Origin of the sequence: Sphingopyxis macrogoltabida, assembly GCF_001314325.1 — a bacterium.
Classification (GTDB): Bacteria; Pseudomonadota; Alphaproteobacteria; order Sphingomonadales; family Sphingomonadaceae; genus Sphingopyxis; species Sphingopyxis macrogoltabida.
The window spans coordinates 2,854,244-2,872,786 of record NZ_CP009429.1; the positions used below are offsets into that span (position 1 = coordinate 2,854,244).

At 63.8% G+C, this 18,543-nt stretch carries 17 protein-coding genes; 6 read left to right on the forward strand and 11 right to left on the reverse strand.

All coding sequences use genetic code 11. The annotated features are described in order from the left end of the window. Window positions 1-416: 416 nt before the first annotated feature. A complete protein-coding gene (locus LH19_RS14000) occupies window positions 417-2,411 on the reverse strand; it encodes an ATP-binding protein (RefSeq protein WP_205626791.1) in 1,995 nt (664 codons plus the stop codon). A 663-nt stretch (window positions 2,412-3,074) separates the two neighbouring features. Between LH19_RS14000 and LH19_RS14005 the strand changes: the two genes are divergently transcribed. The 5 genes from LH19_RS14005 to LH19_RS14025 all read left to right on the forward strand — a co-directional run bounded on the left by LH19_RS14005 (window position 3,075) and on the right by LH19_RS14025 (window position 10,252). Beyond that, the gene (locus LH19_RS14005) at window positions 3,075-3,389 is read left to right on the forward strand and encodes a hypothetical protein (RefSeq protein WP_054729035.1); all 315 of its coding nucleotides are present in this window, start codon (window positions 3,075-3,077) and stop codon (window positions 3,387-3,389) included. Between the two features lie 396 nt (window positions 3,390-3,785). Beyond that, a complete protein-coding gene (locus LH19_RS14010; RefSeq protein ID WP_054729038.1) occupies window positions 3,786-4,364 on the forward strand; it encodes an RNA polymerase sigma factor in 579 nt (192 codons plus the stop codon). Beyond that, window positions 4,361-5,269: a FecR family protein gene (locus LH19_RS14015; protein WP_054729042.1), complete on the forward strand. Its 909-nt coding sequence runs from the start codon at window positions 4,361-4,363 to the stop codon at window positions 5,267-5,269. Before LH19_RS14010 ends, LH19_RS14015 begins: the two co-directional genes overlap by 4 nt. Window positions 5,270-5,351: 82 nt before the next feature. Further along, window positions 5,352-8,285 carry a TonB-dependent receptor gene (locus LH19_RS14020; protein WP_158514428.1) on the forward strand — a complete coding sequence of 978 codons (2,934 nt, stop codon included), beginning with the start codon at window positions 5,352-5,354 and terminating at the stop codon, window positions 8,283-8,285. Beyond that, window positions 8,279-10,252 (forward strand): Atxe2 family lasso peptide isopeptidase, encoded by a 1,974-nt coding sequence (locus LH19_RS14025; protein ID WP_054729048.1) that lies wholly within the window; start codon window positions 8,279-8,281, stop codon window positions 10,250-10,252. The genes LH19_RS14020 and LH19_RS14025 overlap by 7 nt, the downstream gene beginning before the upstream one ends. Here the strand turns inward: LH19_RS14025 and LH19_RS28060 are convergent. The 8 genes from LH19_RS28060 to LH19_RS14050 all read right to left on the reverse strand — a co-directional run bounded on the left by LH19_RS28060 (window position 10,159) and on the right by LH19_RS14050 (window position 16,029). After that, the gene (locus LH19_RS28060) at window positions 10,159-11,751 is read right to left on the reverse strand and encodes an asparagine synthase (protein ID WP_167346280.1); all 1,593 of its coding nucleotides are present in this window, start codon (window positions 11,749-11,751) and stop codon (window positions 10,159-10,161) included. The genes LH19_RS14025 and LH19_RS28060 overlap by 94 nt on opposite strands. 101 nt (window positions 11,752-11,852) lie before the next feature. After that, complete coding sequence (locus LH19_RS14030) at window positions 11,853-12,497, reverse strand: lasso peptide biosynthesis B2 protein (RefSeq protein WP_054729052.1); 645 nt, start codon at window positions 12,495-12,497, stop codon at window positions 11,853-11,855. 65 nt (window positions 12,498-12,562) lie between these two features. After that, window positions 12,563-12,691 (reverse strand): benenodin family lasso peptide, encoded by a 129-nt coding sequence (locus tag LH19_RS28695; protein WP_145923460.1) that lies wholly within the window; start codon window positions 12,689-12,691, stop codon window positions 12,563-12,565. A 69-nt stretch (window positions 12,692-12,760) separates the two neighbouring features. Continuing rightward, entirely contained in the window at window positions 12,761-12,883 is a 123-nt protein-coding gene (locus LH19_RS29650; RefSeq protein WP_257720431.1) for a hypothetical protein, read from the reverse strand. Between the two features lie 100 nt (window positions 12,884-12,983). Next, the gene (locus tag LH19_RS14035; protein WP_158514429.1) at window positions 12,984-13,604 is read right to left on the reverse strand and encodes a GntR family transcriptional regulator; all 621 of its coding nucleotides are present in this window, start codon (window positions 13,602-13,604) and stop codon (window positions 12,984-12,986) included. Further along, entirely contained in the window at window positions 13,601-14,488 is an 888-nt protein-coding gene (locus LH19_RS14040) for a phytanoyl-CoA dioxygenase family protein (RefSeq protein ID WP_054729058.1), read from the reverse strand. The genes LH19_RS14035 and LH19_RS14040 overlap by 4 nt, the downstream gene beginning before the upstream one ends. 11 nt (window positions 14,489-14,499) lie before the next feature. Then, window positions 14,500-15,108: an acyl-homoserine-lactone synthase gene (locus LH19_RS14045; RefSeq protein WP_054729061.1), complete on the reverse strand. Its 609-nt coding sequence runs from the start codon at window positions 15,106-15,108 to the stop codon at window positions 14,500-14,502. Window positions 15,109-15,288: 180 nt separating this feature from the next. Continuing rightward, entirely contained in the window at window positions 15,289-16,029 is a 741-nt protein-coding gene (locus LH19_RS14050) for a LuxR family transcriptional regulator (protein ID WP_054729064.1), read from the reverse strand. 8 nt (window positions 16,030-16,037) lie between these two features. Between LH19_RS14050 and LH19_RS29050 the strand changes: the two genes are divergently transcribed. Continuing rightward, complete coding sequence (locus LH19_RS29050) at window positions 16,038-16,175, forward strand: hypothetical protein (protein WP_158514430.1); 138 nt, start codon at window positions 16,038-16,040, stop codon at window positions 16,173-16,175. Window positions 16,176-16,266: 91 nt separating this feature from the next. On the opposite strand, the gene LH19_RS14055 is transcribed toward LH19_RS29050, so the two are convergent. After that, window positions 16,267-17,199, reverse strand: coding sequence for a DUF2493 domain-containing protein (locus LH19_RS14055; protein WP_054729067.1), 933 nt, complete (start codon window positions 17,197-17,199; stop codon window positions 16,267-16,269). Window positions 17,200-17,508: 309 nt separating this feature from the next. Beyond that, window positions 17,509-18,540: a DUF7146 domain-containing protein gene (locus LH19_RS14060; protein WP_054729070.1), complete on the reverse strand. Its 1,032-nt coding sequence runs from the start codon at window positions 18,538-18,540 to the stop codon at window positions 17,509-17,511. Window positions 18,541-18,543: the final 3 nt, after the last annotated feature.

The window sequence follows — 18,543 nt, forward strand, 5'->3', positions numbered from 1 at the left end:
ACAAACCACAAATCCATCGCCGCGAAATCAGCCGTTTTTCAATGCTGTAGCACTTCGTATTTGCAAACGAGTTAGTAGGTCCGAATTGCCTATCCTTGGATGCTGCTGCTCATTTTGGCGACAAATTTGTCGGCCGATCAGGCAACCCGATCATGCAGGTGATCGATAGGACGGGTCTCTATCGATCAGAAATGGCCGGTATCTTGATCGATAGGCGCACTCGCTATCGATCATGAAGTGTATCCGGTAATGGCCGGCAAGCGAACGCCTCCCCCCGATCAAGCGCGGTCTGTCCGTCCTGCAATGGCCGATCGTTGACCGGCAGGTTTCGGGTGACGAGGCGGAAAATGCCGCCTCTCGTTGCAACAGATCAATTAGATTGCCAGGCTTTATGCAACCCCCCGGGAAACAGGGCTCTAGTCGGCGCTGAAGTAGCTCTTCCCGCTGATCCCGGCGCGATCAAAGAAGGCCTGATTGCGTCCGCGTGCGTCTCCCAGCAGCGTATCCCAGCCGACAAGTTCGATCGAGCCGTGGAAGCCGTCCCGAGGCTGATAAACGCGTCCCCGTCCGTCCGCAGTCCGCTGCCAGGTGTAGGTCCAGTCATCGAGCTTGCCGACAATGTCGGCTACCACAAAGCAGTGAAACACGGTGAGGTGATCGAGCTTGATTGGGCGGCCCTTCACATCTGTCATGGTGCCCGACTGCAGCCGACGGACATAGCGTTCAACCTGCAGCTGGGGGTTCTCATCGTCTGCATAGCTGGTCCGCCCGGGACGCTTGAACTCAATCAAAAGAACCTTCGACGGTTCCTCGACTTGGCGAAGGCCATGAACGTAGTCGAAGATGAGCACATCGGGCCGCTCATCGCTGTCGGTGGCGGCAGACAAGACGCTGAATTCCACGTCGGAGCTGAAATACTGCGCGAAGGTTAGACGCTCATCGACGATCCAAAGGTCGTGAGAACTCGCCGGCGCAACCTTCTTCGTCCCGTCTTCCAGCGTGTTCACACGCAGCGGACAGATGAAGGAATGCAGCACGTCCTCGCGCTGGTAGGAGCTGTCGCGCGTATCGTCGCGGACCTTCTCCATCAATATTTCGATGAAATCGAGAACCACCTTTCGGCGGATGATGTATTCTGCGAGGCTTCGCTGCTCGGCATCCTCAATTGCTCGGCCGGCCTCGCTCACTGCCGTGGCGAAAGAATCCACAGTGACGGCGCCATCCTTCAAACGAGTGAGGACGGACCTGATCTTCTCGGCCTGGCGCTGGTCACGCCTGAAGCGCTCCCGCGACAGATGCCCGTAGATTGCGTCATCATTTAGCTCGCCAGAAGGCAGCTTCGCCTGCAACTCGTCAGTGCTTCCGAAGGCCACCGATGGATAGGACTGCGTGATCTCTTGGATGATTCCTCGTTGCTCTCCGCTCAGCTTGGCGAGCGGCTCCTCAAGGAAGCGCTCGATCTCAACAGTGCAGACGTCGTTGATGATGCGGTCGAGGATTAAATCCTCGAACATGAATGCCGTCCGCTCCTGATTCACGTTCTGGTCAAGGAAATCACCTGTGAGGATCGCATGGAACACTCGGTCCTCACCCGGACCGAAGTATTTCAGCCCTAGCTTTCCATCGATGCTTTGCGAATGGACGGTCCGGTCATGCGCGATAAAGTGGACGAAATGCGATCCTTTTAGGTCAGCGCTCGCCACCTTATCACATTCCATCAGGGTAAGAAGCAGCTTGCCATACTCTTCGGTGACCAGCTCGATCCCCGCCTCCTTGCGATGCACGATCTTGTCGATGTCGCCGGGATAGTGGCGCGTCTCGTCACCGACATAGACCGTAACTGCCGGGCACCTTCCGCCGATGAACGTCGGCAGGAAGTGGGAGGTCAGATGCTGAAAAACGAAGCTGTCACGCCCGGGAAAGCGGGTTTGGTAGCCGTTGTCGCGCAAGCCCTCGAATCGGACGTGGAAAGACGTCCCCGCATCTGCCGTGGCGGAGGCCTCGACATAGCCTTCGATCTGGTCGTCGTTCGCCAAACGGAACCTAAAACTTCGGCTCGTTAAACGGTCATCATCCTGAAAAACTGTCCTCACATCAATCTTTTGGAAGCAGTCCAGCCACAACAGGCGACCGACGCCCTTACCGCCGATGCCGAGCTTGTTGTCAGTGTCCGTCGTCGTGAAGGCGTCCCAGTTGCGGTCGTCGAGGCCAAGCCCATTATCCTCGACCGTCGCCCATACACCCTCCTTCTTGCGATTGGTGTTTACGGTCACGAATACACGTCCCTCGGTTGTCACTGACTCGCCGAACTTGTTCTGCACCGAGTGGATGGCGTTGCTGATCGCCTCGAATAGCGGCTGCATCGCAGCCGCGACTGAGGTCGGCTTCGGCAGCCGGTCGATGCGCTTCACAAGATTCGGACGGAGGGATGTCACGCGCCTAGAACAACGTAGAACCCTGTGGAAGTCAATGCGGCGGGGTGTAGCGAACTGCCATGCTCACCCCCACCCCGCTACGCTCCACCGTCTTCTATCGTCTCAGAGTTCGGCTCCTGACACCGCTCCCAACGCCGCAATACGTATGGCCGCTTTCAGGATCATCATTCACAACGCTGAATGACTACGATCGGGCGCATTACCGACGCAAAAAAGGCGGCCCGAAAGGCCGCCAAGTTTGTGATGAAGGAGCTCCTCCATCGGGTCGCGACGCGCTGATACAAGAGGGAGATCAAGCCGCCCAATTATCGACCAACGGGAACGCGATTGTTTCCCGCTGATGCTGCTTTGCAACACACTGTATCTTTTGAAACTTGTCCCGCTATACGCAGCGCAATCAGGTGTTATTCTGCCCAACGACAATCAGAGATGTCATCACGCGGAATGCCTGCTATCAGGCGGTGCGTCCCGAGAGGATGAAGTAGCCGTTCAACGAGCATGGCGCATCGAAGACGAGAAAAGGGATCGTCCCCTACATGCCTTCCTCACCTTCACGCGCAGATCCGTCCGAGTTCGACATCGACAATGACAGTTAGCAAGCGGCCTGCAGGTACATTCCGGCGATTTATCCATCGACACATGCTCCGTTTCGACGAGCGCGCCTGTCGCTCATTACGGTTCCCGCCCGATTATATGCTGCCCGACGACGATACGGGACGGCGACTGCGGGAGCTGCTGGAACGTCTGGCATCCGGGAAAGTCACAGCCTTCTATGACAATGGCCTGCGCGTGCCCCGATCCATCTTTCATTCGCGGTCCGCCGGTCTGCTCTTCTCAGAGGAGGCCCGTTCCCGCCTGCTCGTGATCACGCCGTATTTTTTCTGCAGCGGCCGCGAGATTTCGGTGAACGCTGGGGAATTCAAAGCGCCTTGGGGTGGGTTTTCGGACCGATAAAGAGCGCCGCGAGCCGACTGTAGTAGACCTTCTCGTCCGGCTGGACGCGCTCGCGCGCCCGCGACAAAGTTAAACTCCCCCGCCCGGATCCTGTCAGCGCGCCCGAGCGCGGCGCACGGCGCGAAACCAGGCTTCGAGAAGAAGATTCAATCTGGACCAATCTCTCCCGGCGCGCTTGCCCTTCCGTTACGGCGGACTATGCTGATCCTCGCATCGGGTGTGAGAAGCGCGGTGCCGGGGATTGAGACACCCGCTTGACGTTCAAGGATTTTTGCCATCCCGCCGGGTGGCCGCGACGCATGTCCAAGCCTTCGGGCCAAAGGTTGCGGCCTCGTCGTCAAGCGAGACTCAACACCCGGCTACCCGCCGTCTCCTTCCGGGCTGGAAGGCAGACTTATGGATTTTGACAACGACGACGATCGCCGCCCCGGACTGAGCTCAGCAGACGCGGTGCCGCCCGGAGACTGGGAAGGGTTTGGCCGGGCCGCCCGGACCGAGGCGATCCTCGCCGAGCAGCGCCCTCGCCTTGCCGGTTTCTTCCGTCGCAATGCGCATCCGCAGGATGTTGCCGATCTCGTCCAGGAAAGCTTTCGGCGTTTCTTCAGCGCCAAGGGCTATTTCCACATTGGCGACAAGCCCGGCGCCTATCTCGCGCAGACAGCGCGAACGCTCCTTCAGGAAAGAGCGCGGTCGGGTGCCCGGCGCCAGAGTTCGGCACATCACAGTTTCGAGGAAGAGGATGTCGCGGGCCCCGATCCCCATCAGGCTCTCGAGGCGCGCGACCTGCTGCGACGCGCCGAGGAAGCGCTCGCCGACCTCGATTCCACCACACGGGATGTATTCCTTATGCACCGCGTCGAAAATCTCAGCTATTCTGAAATAGCTCGAATCAAAGGCATAAGGGTGAAGCGCGTGGAAAAGCTCATCAGCAAGGCCGTGACCGCAATACGCAAGGCGCGAGACAAGCAAAGGTGACGCAGCAACAGCAGGAGGCGGACGATTGGGTCGCCCTGATGCATGGCCCCGATGCCGAGACGCATCGCGAAGCGTTCGAGGCGTGGCGCAGCGAACCTAGGAACGCCGCGGCCTATGCCCGTTCGGCCGAGGCTTATGCCGTTGGATCCAGCATGTCGCCGGCGCGCGTCGAGGCGATGGCGCGCGCGAACGAGGAGAAGCGCGCCAAAACGCGCTGGGGCCTCGCTACGGCCGCGGCGCTGGTCCTGGTCGCCGGGGGAGCGCTCTATGTGCAGTCGCTAAGCGACGAAACGCGGCTGGCCCAGTCGCCGAATGCCAGCGAGGAGCGCGAGCTCGCCGATGGCACCAAGGTCATACTGACCAGCGGCGCCAAAATCGAAACCCGGTTCACCCCGGAGCGCCGCCTCGTCATTCTCACCAGCGGCGCCGCGCGTTTCGAGGTGGCGCACGACGCGTCGCGCCCCTTTACGGTCATCGCTGGCCGCTCGGAAACGACCGCACTCGGCACGGTTTTCGAAGTCGATCTGCGTAAGGGCGCCCCGCGTATTCGCCTGGTACAAGGCCTCGTCGAAGTCCGGTCGAACAGTGGCGGAGCCGTGCTCCGGCTCGAGCCCGGCCAGAGCGCCGACGTGCCGGCGGAGGGTCCGAAGATGGCGGGCATGATGGCGAGCCCGGTTCCGACAAAACTGCTCGCCGCGGACAATCTTCCGCTCAGATCGGTACTCGATGGCGCGAACAAGCTGAACGCGAAGCCGATCCGCCTCGCCGATGCGGCGCTGGCAAATCTGCCCGTCTCGGGGCGCTTCGATCTCGCGGACAGCGGAGCCCTCGCGCGCAAGCTCGGCACCGCCTTCGGGCTGGCGGTCGACGAACGGGCGGACGAAATCATCCTCGCCAAAAAATAATTCGCGTCGGCCGGGGAAATTTCCATCCCCCGGCATTTTGCCCCCCCGGACGGCCATCACGGCCGCAACCGGGAGGGTAAGAATGCGAAGGAAATATCTGGCCGCGATGCTGGCCTCGACCGCGGCGCCGGCCGTACTCTACGCGCCTATGGCGCAGGCACAAACCGACCAGCGGAGCTACGACATTGCTCCACAGCGGCTCAGCGATGCGCTGCGCAAATATTCGGAAGTGTCGGGCCGCGAGGTGATTCATTCGGGTAACCTGACCGAAGGCAAGCGCAGCGGCCGAGCACAAGGCCGCCTCACCCCCGACGCCGCCCTCACCCGCCTGCTTTCCGGCACCGGCCTGATCGCCGAAGTCGTCGATGGGGCGCTCGTGATCCGCGAGGGAAACGGCGATGCGGGGGCGGACCTCGCTTCGATTGACGCGGACGGCGATGCGATCATCGTCACGGGCTCGCGCATCCGCGGCGCCGGGCCGATCGGCTCGCCGGTCGTTACCCTCGATCGTGCCGCGATCGAGAAGGCCGGCTATGGCACGGTCCAGCAGATGCTTCAGTCGTTGCCGCAAGCCTTTGGCGGTGGACCCAACGAGACGGTCTCGGGAACGACGACGCGCAACGGCGGCGGCAATGACAGCAGCGCCGGATCGAGCATCAACCTGCGCGGGCTCGGAACCTCTTCCACGCTCGTGCTGATCGATGGCGCCCGGCCAGCCATCGGCGGGATCGGCGGCGTCTTCGCCGACATTTCGCTGATCCCGGTCAATGCGATCGACCGGGTCGAGGTGCTCACCGATGGCGCCTCGGCCATCTACGGCGCGGACGCCGTCGCGGGCGTGGTCAATATCCGGATGCGCACTCGCTTCGAAGGCGCCGAGACGCTGGTGCGGGCGGGAACGGCGGATGGCGACATGGGTGAAATCCAGGTCGGCCAGGTTTTTGGCAAGCACTGGGGCGGTGGACGCCTCGTCCTCGCCTATCAGTTTTCCGACCGCAGCGCCCTCCCCGGCTCAAAGCGCGATTTCTTCACCGAGGACCTACGGCCGTTCGGCGGACCGGATTATCGATCGCTCTATGCTGCACCGGGGACAATCACCGCGGCCAACGGCCAGCGCTTCGGCATCCCGCAAGGACAGGATGGCCGCGCACTCGCCGCGTCGGCGCTGCTCCCCGGGGTCCAGAACAAGCGCGACCAGCGGCAAGCGAGCGATATTCTTCCTCACCAGCGCACGCATAGCCTCTACGCGGCAGGCGAGATCGCGATCACTGATGGTCTTACGCTCCGCGCCAATATTCTCGCTGCCCAACGTCGCTTCAGGAAGGTGGCCAAGAGCGACTATCTGCAGGCCGCGCGAGTGCCGGTAACCAACCCATTCTATGTCGATCCGATTGGCACCAATCAGCCAGTGACGGTCACCTACAGCTATGTGAATGACCTCGGTCCGCAGATCGACACCGGCAAGTCGCGTGGTCTTACGGCCTCGGCGGGACTGGAACAGGAGGTCGGCCGATGGCGCATTCAGCTGGGCGGCGCGTTCGGCACACAGAAGAGCACGCTCGACCGCCTCAATGTCCCCAACCGCGCACGATTGGCGGCTGCGCTGGCCGACACCGACCCTGCGACGGCCTTCAATATCTTCGGCAATGGCACCGCCAACAACCCGGCGACTGTCGACCGCATCCGCGGCAGCTTTTCCTCGGTCGACGATTTCGAGAGCTGGTCCGCCGCGCTCCGCGCCGATGGACCGTTGCTGCGGCTGCCCGGCGGCGATGTGCGCCTCGCGATCGGCGCGGAGTATCGACGCGAGCGCTATGATACGGTGTCGATCAATGACATCAGCGCACTCGCGCCCTCGATCGACGATTTCGAATATTTTCCTGGGCCGCGCCATGTCCGCTCGACCTATGCGGAGCTTCTGGTGCCAATATTCGGACCGGACAATGCAGTTCCCGGTTTCCGGCGCCTCGACCTCACGCTGGCCGGACGCCTCGAGGATTACAGCGATGTCGGCCGGACCGCGAACCCGAAATTCGGTGTTCGCTGGGAGCCTGTTGCCGGCATCGCACTCCGCGGCAGCTATGGCACATCCTTCCGCGCCCCGGCATTCGACGAGCTCGTCGGCCCCGCGATCTCGCTGTACACGGCGGAGCAGGTGCCCGATCCGGCTTCGCCGACCGGCGTATCGACGGTGCTGGCATTGTTCGGCTATGCGCCCGGCATCGGCCCCGAGAAGGCAACGACCTGGACAGCCGGGTTCGACGTCGCGCCGCCTTCCATCCCTGGGCTCAAGGCCACGCTTACCTATTATGAGGTCGATTATAAGGGGCGGATCGGGACGGCGAGCGAGGATTATACCCGCTTCCTCGCCAACCGAGACCTGTTCGCAGGCGTGATCCAGGACAACCCTCCGCTCGCTCTGGTCCAGAGCTATTTCGATGCGCCGACCTTCTTCAACGTCGTAGGTGCGGCGCCGACCGACATCGTCGCCATTCTCGACGGCCAGATCCGCAACCTTTCGCGCGAGCAGCAGAAGGGGCTCGACTTCGACCTCGGCTACGCGCCCGAATTCGCCGGCGGCACGCTGGAATTCGGCTTGGGGGGAACGCATATCTTCTCGATCCGACGCCAGCTCACGCCCGGGGCACCGGCGGTCGATGTCGTCGGAACCTATGCCAATCCGGCCCAATGGCGTCTTCGCGGTCGCCTCGGCTGGTCGAAGGACGGCTTTTCCGTCGGCGGTTTCGTCAACTATATCGACGGTTACTGGAATCAGACCGCGAACCCCGTGCAACGCGTTCCCTCGTGGACGACGGTCGATCTGAATGTCAGCCAGAAAATCGGCGGCGACGATAATGGTCGCGGTTTGTCGCTGGGCCTCAGTGTCCTCAATCTGTTCGACAAGGATCCACCGCTCGTCTTCAACCGGAGCAATACCTCGGCGCTCGCCTACGATCCTGAAAAGGCGAGCCCGATCGGCCGCTCGATGGCGATCCAGGCGGTCATTCGGTGGTAGGGCGGTACGCCCTGTCGCTCGCCCTGCTGGCCGCGGCGTCGCCTGCGGCCAGCCAGGTGACGCCGCGCGAGATCGCCGAGATCGCCGATATCTCGGGGCTGGCAGCTTCTCCTGATGGAAGATGGCTCGCCTATCGCGTCGAACGACCTTCTACAGCAGACAACCGGATCGACGCCGAATGGTTCATCGTCGCCGCCGACGGCAGGACAAGCCCCCGTTCGCTGGGGCAGCTGGGCACCGCGCTATCTAATGACGCGGGCAGCATTCTTCCCGGCGAAATCGGCTGGACGCCGGACAGCCGTTCGATCGTCGTCCGTGCGCTGGTCGACGAGCGGGTCGGCCTCTGGAGAAGCGCTATCGACGGCTCTGGCTTTTCCCCAGCGATTGTCGCCGATGGCGATGTCGAGAATTTCGCGCTTCTTCCCGACGGCACGCTGGTCGTCAGGCAGCTCCCCTCGCGCGCAGAAACGATGCGCGCCGAGGAGCGTGAACGCGAGGCCGGAATTTTGGTCGATGGCCGCACCGACCTTGCCGCTCCCCTCTTCCGGGGCGGGATCGTGAACGGTCGCCACGCGACCCAGCGTTTCACCGGCGACTGGTTCAACCGCGCACCCCTCCTCGGCGAGCGCCCACCTATCCTGCGAACATGGAAGTTAGACACAGGCGAGGAGCGCCCGCTGTCCAAGGGAGAAATTTCGGCGCTGGCCGATCGACCGACCCTGGAACTTCCTGCCGCTCCGGCTGCCGCCCTCGAGGCTGCTGGCGCGTGCATCGCAGGTCCGGCATGCGCCGACGCCACGCTACGCCTCTCCTCGTGGATCGGGGCCCTGGGTGGCAGGATCGTAATGGCCCTCCGGGACGGCGCCTATCGGCAGACGCTTTATATTTGGTCGCCAGAGACCGGCAATGTCCGGAAATTGGCGTCCGGCGAAGGCTTGCTCGCGGGCAACCGGCTGGAAAGCACAGCCTGCGCTCCCGTCCCGGACGCCGTTTTCTGTGTCGAAGCCGCACCCTCGATCGCCCCTCGCCTCGTTCGCATCGGCTTCAACGGGCGCAAGACGATCATCGCATCACCCAATGGTTATCCTGGCGACGACGGGCTCCTTGCCGAAACCGTCGCTTGGCAGGTGAGCGGCAGCCGTGCGTCGGGCATACTTATCCGCCCGAAGATCCCCGGACGGCTGCCGCTCTTCGTCACCTATTATCGATGCGCGGGCTATCCGCGCGGCGGACTGGGGGATGAATGGCCACTGCGCGCACTTGCCGCCAGCGGAATTGCGGCGCTCTGCATCAACGCGCTCCCGGGCGGCGCGAAGGCGGAAGATCGATACGGGCTCGCGATGGCCGCGGTTCGTGCAGCGATCGACGAGCTCGATCGCCGGGGGATCGCCGATCGCAATCGCGTCGGAATGGGCGGTCTCAGCTTCGGGAGCGAAGTGACGATGTGGATCGCGACCCATAGCGACATGCTCCGCGCGGCCTCGATCGCCTCGCTGCAGATGGGTCCCGCCTATTATTGGTTCAACGCGCGGCCCGGGCGCGAGATGTTCACCGCGAATCTTGAGCAATACTTCGGCGTCGGGTCACCCGATGATGATCCCGACGGGTGGCGGCGAATGTCTGCTGCGTCGAATCTCGACAAGCTCGAAGCGCCCCTGTTGTTACAGCTTCCAGAACATGAGGCACGGCAGACCATCGAACTGATTTCGAAGGTCGCGACTGCCGAGATCGGCGAGACACACATTTTCCCGCTCGCGCCGCATATCAAGGTGGAGCCTCGACAGAGGCTGGCAGCCTACAACCGCAATCTCGACTGGTTTCGCTACTGGCTGAAGGACGAGAGCGACCCCGATCCCAAAAAGGCAGCGCAGTATCAGCGCTGGGCCGCCATCCGTGCCGCACGCGACGCACTCTCCAGCGAACGGAGCCAACGTTCGATATCCGCAATCTCGAGCAACCGGAAGTAATCGTGATCGCCAGAGATGCCGTCGCGGGCAAGATAGGCTTCAATTGCGGCGCGGTTGAGAAAACCGAGTGCGGCCAGTCGGCCGTCGAGCAACAGGCCGCGAAGTGCGGGCCGCTGCCGCAAATAGGCAGCGCTGCAGGCGCTCTCGAGCCGTCCCTTGCCCTTGCGCCATATGATCGACGCCGGCAGGCGCCGCGCAAAGGCCTGCCGCGCAATCGCCCGGTCGCGCCCGCCGGTGAACCATGTCCAGCTCGGAATAGAGAGGCATAGTTCGACGACGGGCTGCGATAGCAGCGGGGCAATGACGTCGCGGCCTGTCCAGCGCTCGGGTCGATCGAGAAAGTCGAGGATCCGGCGGATCGCCGCGACATGCTTGCGCTTCCCGCGCGGCGTGATCTCAGGGGCATCGTCCCAAGGATGGGGAAGCGGCTGCTCTGGCATCGCCTCGTTCCGACAGAATTGCGTTTCACGCACCCAAGGGGATCGCGGACCGTCGCGCCATGCACGCCACGAAAGCCGCGCCGCCTGCCAGAGGGTTGCCTCGCTTGCTTGGGCAACATTTCGGAGCGCAGCAAAACTCGTCCCGGATACGCCGCACGCCTGCAACGCGTCGATGACCGGGGCAACCGACGTGTCGAAGTCGAAGACATTGTCGCCTCCGATTCCTCCGAAAATCGCAACTGACCTGGCGCCCACGGCTTGTTCAAACGCGAGATCGAGCCCGCCAAGCACGCCATAGGCTCCGGGACGCGGGCGCACGGTGTTCGGCATCCCGACCAGATCGATCGTTGCTTCGTCGTTGAGCACTTCGAGCAGTTCACGACCGAATTGCGCGGAAACTGCAGCCGCGAAGCCGCGCTCGTCTCCGTCTGCGGCCGCAGTGGCAAAATTGATCGCGGAAAAGTCCGCGCCTGCGGCGTCGAGCGCCGCCGCGACGATGGAGGAGTCGAGGCCCCCGGAAAGTTCCAGCAGGATTTCGGGCCGACCCGCGCACCAAGCCCGTGTGCAGTCGATGATCACCGCCTCCAACTGCCGCGCAAGGTCATCGACGGAAACTGCCGGCTGGGGAGCGATGTAATTCCAGGGCGACCATGCCTCGGTCGTCGTGGCCGATGTGCCTGTCCAACCAAGCCGGCTGCCTGAGAGCAACTCGTTCAAACCCGAGACGCCGGTGCGCTCGGTGCGCAGATTGGGATAGGCGAGACTGTTCCCGACAAACGCTTCGTCAACCGCAAGACCGCATCCGAGCTCGGAGAGGATCTCCAGGCTCGTCGAGCAGAGAACCCCCTCGTCTTGCCTGGTCCAGTAGAGCGGCAACCCGGTCAGCGGCGCTCTCTCGATCGTCGCGGAACGGCCCGAGGCGCCGAAAGCGAGGTAATTTCCCCAACCTTCATCCGGACGGCCGGGACCGGATCCGCAGGGGGCAAAGCAATCGCCTACCACGATCGAGCCGTCTTCCAGACTCCGGCTGGGCAGGTCCGGCGAGCAATAGAGATGCAACGACCCGCCTTCATGGAGCGGCGCGAGACCGCAGCGTCTCGCTACGCCCGCAGCCCTGCCGCGGCTTGCCGGCGCTCCTAGCGCAGCGAGAATGTGGCGCCTCATCCGACCGTCAATATGGGAGTGAAGTTTCGGGCTTCGGCGGCGGTTCCTGTCAATATGGCTCGCTCCGTCTGTAGCCAGCAATGCGCGTTGAAGGGATTGAGCCTGACTCCGAAGACGAGGGTCGCGGCGACACCCTCACGAAGAAGAAGCCAGTCGAGCGCGAGGGCATCGACCAGGCAGCGCGGCGCGACGGGAATCAGCCAGCGGCTCGCGGCAAACCCCGCGGCCAGATCCTCGGCTTTGCTCTGCTTCCCGGCTCCCGCCCTGTCCGCCTTGGCGGCGGCAAGATATTCTGCAGTCCGCGCAAGCCGGGCGGGCCGCATTGCGAGGCGCGCCCAGATCAAGCCCCGCGCCGCCGCGAAGGCCGTGCCCCATCCGGAGCCGGACCGGGCGGAGCAGGCCGAGAGATCTTCCTCAGGGACGATGATCTCCGTTGCCCTGATCGCCCTCCCGCCATTCCCGGCGACGATCAAACCGCTGCCGGCGAGCCGCGTCATTGCGCGTTGATCGCCGGTCGCGCCAGAGCGCAAGCGATCGAATGTCACGCGGTCCTCGCCGCGAAGCGCGAGGTAGCGGTCGCGACGCAGGTCCAGAAACAGCAGTTCTCCGCCCACTTCGCAGAAGCCCGTGCCGGATGCCAATCGCCATTCCATATCGGTGCACGAGCTACCTCCGGGAGTGGCGCTTGCCGCTCCCGGACGCAGGCTCAGTCCTGGGCAAGACCGGGGCGGGTCATGCGGCCGCCGGATTCGAGCGGCAGTCCGAAATCGCCGGCCGTGTCGCCGCTGACTGTGCCGAGTTCGACGAGATCGTCCGTTTGCAGTTCGCGTTCCATAATCGCATCCTTGTGTGAAGCTTGAAGAGCGAGGCCGGGAGCCGGCAACACCGACCCCCGGCGCCCGGATCAGTCCTGGGTCAGGCCGAGCGGCTGATATTTGCCGCCGGATTCGATTCCGACCCGGTCTTCGCCCGCCGTGTCGACGCTGACGCTGCCGAGCTCGACGATGTCATTGGTTTCACGATCCATGATCGCTCTCCTTTGCCATGCTGCCGCGGAATTGCGGCACTACCAAAGCTACGCCGCTGATTTCAGATAGGAATTTTATAATTTTCGAATATGCCGAATATTATCTGAGTGGCTCGGTCCGGGGCTTGAGCTCGGCAACGATCCGCCCCGCCTGCGCGACACGGCGACGATGGAAGCTTGTGATTTTGCTCCGCAATCCGGTCCAGCGGCCGAAGCGATAATCCTCTTCCATTGCCGCCAGTAGCTCGCGGGATGCCGGGTCGATGCGCGCTTCTGCTGCACGGAAGATCTGACTTCGCTCGATATTAGCGATGAGCGCGTAGCGAAGCTCGCGATTCTGCGCGCCGATCGCGATCGTGCGAAACAGCGACTCGACCGCTTCCATGTAGCCGGCGTGCCCGGGCAGCTCGAAAAGACCGCCGGTCATCGGGTGCGGCGTCCTTCCCTTCAGCGCGTGGGAGAGCAACAAGCCTCCCCACCCGTAGAGATCGCAGAGATCGGCCTCGGCCAGTGAAGGCTGGCGAAACCCTTCCTGATGCCAGCTCTCCACGATGCGCTCGCCCGAAAGCCGGTGGAGCGCATCACGTACCGGGGTCGCGCTCGCATCGAGTGTCTTGGCGAGCTGCGTCGGATCGAGCCGCGTCCCCGGCGGATATTGCCCTGAGATGATCCGCGCCTTGAGGTCGAGATAAACCCGCTCCATCGTTGCGCCCGGGCTCATGATACTACCGCCCCGCCGCTCTCGCGCTGTCCCGCAACAAACTCCTCGAGCAGCGCATTCTGGTCGGGCCGAAGCGCATCGACCGCGGCGATCGGGTCTTCGGGATAGCCGCCGAACAGGAGCGATGGGCATTGGCCCTCGAAGTTGCCAAGGTTGGGCCGATGCTGCGTGTAGCCGACGAGCGCGGCAACCTCGGGCGGGAAATCGCATGCGATGTAGGGCGGATATGCCAACCACTGATTCTCGTATGGCTTCAGCCAGCCGAGACAGTAGCTGACGATAATCGCGCGGCGAACAGCATCGCTCCGGTTCGCGCCCGCCCCATGCAGGGTCGAGCCCAGGAAAATGATCGCGTCGCCCGGTTCGGCGATCGCAGCGACCGGCGGCTCGGGCGGCTGCTCGATGAGCGCCTCCTCGCCATGACTGCCGGGCCAGATGAGCGTCGCACCATTCTCGATTGTGAAAGGCGTGAGCGGCCACATGACGTTCACCAGATATTCGACCTCGCCGGTCACGCCCTGCCACATCTCCTGGTCGCGGTGCGGGAATTGGGCGAGCGCGCCGGGGTGGAGTTCGATCGCCTGGGTCAGGTTGAGTTGCATGCGCTCGCACCAGGGAAGGAGCGCCTCCTCTGCCGCAGCGAGAACGGCAGGATGCATCACCAGCTCGGCGGAGCGCGGCGCACGCAGCAGCAGGCGCCCGAACCGTTTCGTTCGCTCGCCATAGAAGCCGCCCTCGCAAAAGGGCGCGGCGTGAAAACGCGCGTCGAGATCGCGATCGATCGCCATCATCGCGTCGGGCGCCATAGCGCCGCGGAGGATCGCAAAGCCCCGCTCGTTGAGATCGGCCAGCGGGGATGCAACGACTTTGGAATGCCTGGTCATGGTCATTGTCCTCAGGCCGCCGCGGCGGCAGGCGCCGCCACCGACCGGATTCCTGCGGCCGCGAGCCGCCCCAATGTCTGCGCATCGATATCGATCCGCAGGGCGACCAGCGCTCCTTCGCCCGCGCCCTGCGGGGCACCGAGCATCCGGCAGTCCCAGCCGAAGGTCTGGATCTTGCGGAACCAGCCGAGCTCGGCGACCCCGACATAGGCGGAGATCCCGTTCGACAGCGCGAAGTCGACGAGCCCAATGAGGAGCGCGTCGCGCGCCTCGCGCCGCATCGCAGCGCCGATGTCCGGCGACAGGCAGAAGCGGGTGATCTCGAGGATATCGTCGCCCTCGGGCATCTCGCCATCGACGAGCGCCGGATAGAGGCTGCCGAGCAGCGATGGCCTCGTCGTCATAAGGAGCCGCGCCGAGGCGCGGTGCGCATTGTCGCGTCCGGCGACGAGGAGATAGGTCGCGTAAGCGTCATCGAACTGGTCGAGCTCGAATCGCCCTGCGAGAACGGGCACGTCCCATTTCAGAAGATCGATGAAGACGCGTTTACGCGCCTCGAACATCGAACGGAGCACCGCATGTTCGCGGGCACGGTTGGTCTGGTCGACGACTAATAGCATGGTGTCTCTCCGGATCAGGGTGAAAGAGACAGACCAATTGAACCGCATTTCGGAGCGGCGCCATATCAAGAAATGGGGGTGTCGCAGTCGCGGCGCACGGAGCTCGGCGCAGTGCTCGGCGCGCGGCAAAGCCGCGGCCTGCAAAATCTGGATTCCCTACGTGAAGGCTTCGCGAAGGCTCTAACGGCCAGCAATATCGGTGAAACTGATCGTTCCGTCCCAGAGCGCCCGAATGGCGAGTACTGTTCTGCTCGGCGCGTCGTAGCGGCCGCGGGCATTGCGGAGATGCTCGACGACGGTCCCGGGACGGAGCGCGAGAATCTGCCCGATCGCCCAGTCGGATTTACCGCGCGCCGCCCAGATGACGATGTCGCGCTGGCGGTCGGTGAGCCGCGGACGGTTCGCCTCGGGGACAGGGCCCGCAATCTGGCGCGCAGCCTCGAACGCGAAGGGTCCGAACATGCCGGCAAAGGGAAGATCGCGAACCGTCGGCCCGCCGCGGTGCCAGGCAAAGGATACCGAGCCGTGCGCTTCGCCTGGCACGTGTGAGGGAATTGTAAGTCCATCGCGGATGCCGTGCCGGCGCGCTTCGCCAAGCACGAGATCATCGCCCGCGCGAACCGGCGTCCAGCGCGGCGCCTCTTGCCACAGAAAGGCGGCGCTCGTGCGCTGGCTGGCGCGGTGAATGGGATCGGAGGGACCGAGGCGCTGCTCGTCGAAGCGCCTTGCCCAGCTATCAGGATAATTGTGAACGCGTATTCCCTGTCGGGGCGACAGCAGGAAATCGACATGGTGGCTAAGCGCAAAATAGTCGCAGCCCAGACGCGCGGCGGCAGCACCCATGAGGTCGAGCAGGCCCGCCTCGGTCCTTACCGTCATCACGTCGATCGCGAGCTCGCTCGCGGCGTCGAGAATGAACATTATGATCCATGACAATGCCGGTGAACGTCGCCAAGCCGAACATCTGGCACTGTTCCTTCGCCAAGAGCCCGCCGGCGGCGCCCACTCAATTAGGCACCGGCGAAGCGATGACATCACCGCTGGTCAAAGTGATCGGATGCACGTGAAAATGTGTAAGCGACGGATATATTGCAAATATATTCCGCAGAAACATCCAAATTGAGGATAGTTTTGGCGGCGCGCCCGCCACGCATGCGCTCAGCCCGGTTTGCCGCGATGGTCCCACACCGGGATCCCGAGCTTCTTCGCCTTGTCGACAAGATTGTCCTGAATGCCCGTGCCTGCAAACACGATGACGCCCGCAGGGAAGGCTTCCAGCATCGCGTCGTTGCGCTTGAACGGTGCCGCCTTCTTGTGTTTTGCCCAGTCCGGGCGGAATGCGACCTGCGGCACGCTTCGGCTTTCCGCCCAGCAGGCCGCGGCACGTTCGGCGCCGGTCGGCGTCGCGCCGTGGAGCAGCACCATGTCGCTGTGCCGCGCACGCACCCGGTCGAGGACATCCCAGATCTTCCGGTGATCGCCTCGGTCGGCACCGCCGGTGAAGGCGATGCGCGTACCTTCGGGAAGCAGTGCGGCTGCCTTCGCGCGAAGTCTCGCGTCGAGAAAGTCCCGGCTGTCGATCAGCGCGGACGTCATGGCCTTTTGATTGCTTCGTGACCCCGTGCGCGGCAACCATGCCTTGCGCAACAGCAGACGGAATTGGTCGGCGGCGGCCTCGCGGAAAAATTCCATCGCGTCGCGCCGCTCGATAAGCGAGATGCCCTCGCGCGTTGCCCGCTCGAGTTCGAGCGAGCGGATCTCGCTGCCATCCTGCTCGCGTTGGAGCCGTCGCTGGGTCTGTTCATTGTCGTCGAGCTGCCGCTCGACCCGCTCGCCGGCACGGTGGAAGATATTGACGAGATTCCAGAGAAGGTCGTCGAGATCGGGCTCGATCCGGGTCTCCACGAGACACCCCGCTAGCGCATCGAACATGTCGGCGATTGCACCCCTGGCAAGATGCGCATCGGGGAGCGGTCTCGGGTCGGGCTCATCCTCGAAGGGCCGATGACCGAAGAGCTGCATTTCCTGAAGCAGATAGGCCGTCGTTCCGGGTTCGGCTGGATGGTCGTGAGGGGTGGCGTCGCCGTGCATGATGGATCTCCGTCTGATTGTGCCGCGCCTCGCGCGGCCTTCGTGGCGACGGCCCGCGGCATGCGGGGTGGGCCCGCATCGCGGCAGGCCGCGACCGGAGCGCAGCGGAGGATGGCGGGCGCGCGGCTATTTTGTTTCGCGATGCAAAGGGGCCGCGAGGCCCCGGCGGAAAATAGCCGCGCGACCGCCATTGCGGTCCCGCTCCGCCTGCCGCAGTCGCCCTCTAACGAAGGCCGGGCGCGCGCCCGGCAGCGGGTGGCATACGCGACCGCCTGCCGCCCCCTGTCCCTTCCGGCCAGTCCAAGGCGATCAGAGAAGCTTCAATCGATCGGAAGGAACAAGCTGGCTGCGAAGCGAGGCCGCCAACGCGGCGCGGCCCACGGTCCTGAGGTCGCCGTTGAAGTCGCCATGCCGGGGTTCGAGCGGCCAAACGTCGATGCCGCATCGTGACGCGCGCTCGCTGAGCGTCGACAGCGCAGCGTCGCCGGCGGGATCATCGTCGCGCGCGACATAGAGCCGCTTCAGCATATCGGGAAACGTGATGGCGGCAAGATGCGCGCCCGAGAGCCCCGAGATCATCGGGAGGGCCGGCATGACCTGACGCAAGGACAGGATGGTCTCAATGCCCTCGCCTGCCGCCATGACCGTTCCCGACGCCCCGAAACGGACGCCATTGCCGAGGAGATGCCCGATAGCGCGTCGCGGATAGGCGATCGGCGCCTTGTCGGCGCTTTCGGGGTCGAGCCAGGTCCGATGGACGCCCATGACCGTCCCGGCGAGGTCGGTCACCGCCGCGATCATCGCCGGCCACGCCGGTCGCCCTCCGGGTGCATCGTCGATCGAGGCCCGGTAGAAGCAATGCGGATGAAAGCGCAGCGGATAATCCGGAAGGAGCTCGGTGATCGATCGTCCCACAAGATAGGCCTCACCGAGACTGGCCTTCAATGGCTTGGTCGCCGCCAGCAGCCGCCGCGCCGACTCCGGTGACCCGGTGGGAGCTTTTGTGGGTGCGGGGTTTCGCGGTGCCTCGGGCGGCGGCGGCATGCTTAGAAACCGCCGTGCTTCCTCGAGGGTCTCACGAAATGCCGTATGGCCGCAGCTCGCGGCGATGACGTCGAGGAGATCGCCATGATCGCCGCTCGCAGCGTCGGTCCATTTCCCGGGGGCGCCGCCATTGGCACTGGAAGCAAGCCGCACATAGAGGCTTCGCCCCGGAGAATTGCTGATGTCGCCGACCATCCAGTAATGGCCTTCGCGGCGCCCGTTGGAGAGATAACGACGGCACACCGCCTCGGCATTCTCCCCGAGACGGCGCGCAACTTCGGATGCTGGACTGGACATGCG

Coding starts and splice junctions, on each gene's coding strand:
- LH19_RS14005 (WP_054729035.1), top strand. CDS start 3,075: ATGCTCCGTTTCGACGAGCGCGCCTGTCGCTCATTACGGTTCCCGCCC.
- LH19_RS14010 (WP_054729038.1), top strand. CDS start 3,786: ATGGATTTTGACAACGACGACGATCGCCGCCCCGGACTGAGCTCAGCA.
- LH19_RS14020 (WP_158514428.1), top strand. CDS start 5,352: ATGCGAAGGAAATATCTGGCCGCGATGCTGGCCTCGACCGCGGCGCCG.
- LH19_RS28695 (WP_145923460.1), bottom strand. CDS start 12,691: ATGGAACGCGAACTGCAAACGGACGATCTCGTCGAACTCGGCACAGTC.
- LH19_RS29650 (WP_257720431.1), bottom strand. CDS start 12,883: ATGGATCGTGAAACCAATGACATCGTCGAGCTCGGCAGCGTCAGCGTC.
- LH19_RS14035 (WP_158514429.1), bottom strand. CDS start 13,604: ATGAGCCCGGGCGCAACGATGGAGCGGGTTTATCTCGACCTCAAGGCG.
- LH19_RS14040 (WP_054729058.1), bottom strand. CDS start 14,488: ATGACCAGGCATTCCAAAGTCGTTGCATCCCCGCTGGCCGATCTCAAC.
- LH19_RS14045 (WP_054729061.1), bottom strand. CDS start 15,108: ATGCTATTAGTCGTCGACCAGACCAACCGTGCCCGCGAACATGCGGTG.
- LH19_RS14050 (WP_054729064.1), bottom strand. CDS start 16,029: ATGTTCATTCTCGACGCCGCGAGCGAGCTCGCGATCGACGTGATGACG.
- LH19_RS29050 (WP_158514430.1), top strand. CDS start 16,038: ATGACAATGCCGGTGAACGTCGCCAAGCCGAACATCTGGCACTGTTCC.
- LH19_RS14055 (WP_054729067.1), bottom strand. CDS start 17,199: ATGCACGGCGACGCCACCCCTCACGACCATCCAGCCGAACCCGGAACG.
- LH19_RS14060 (WP_054729070.1), bottom strand. CDS start 18,540: ATGTCCAGTCCAGCATCCGAAGTTGCGCGCCGTCTCGGGGAGAATGCC.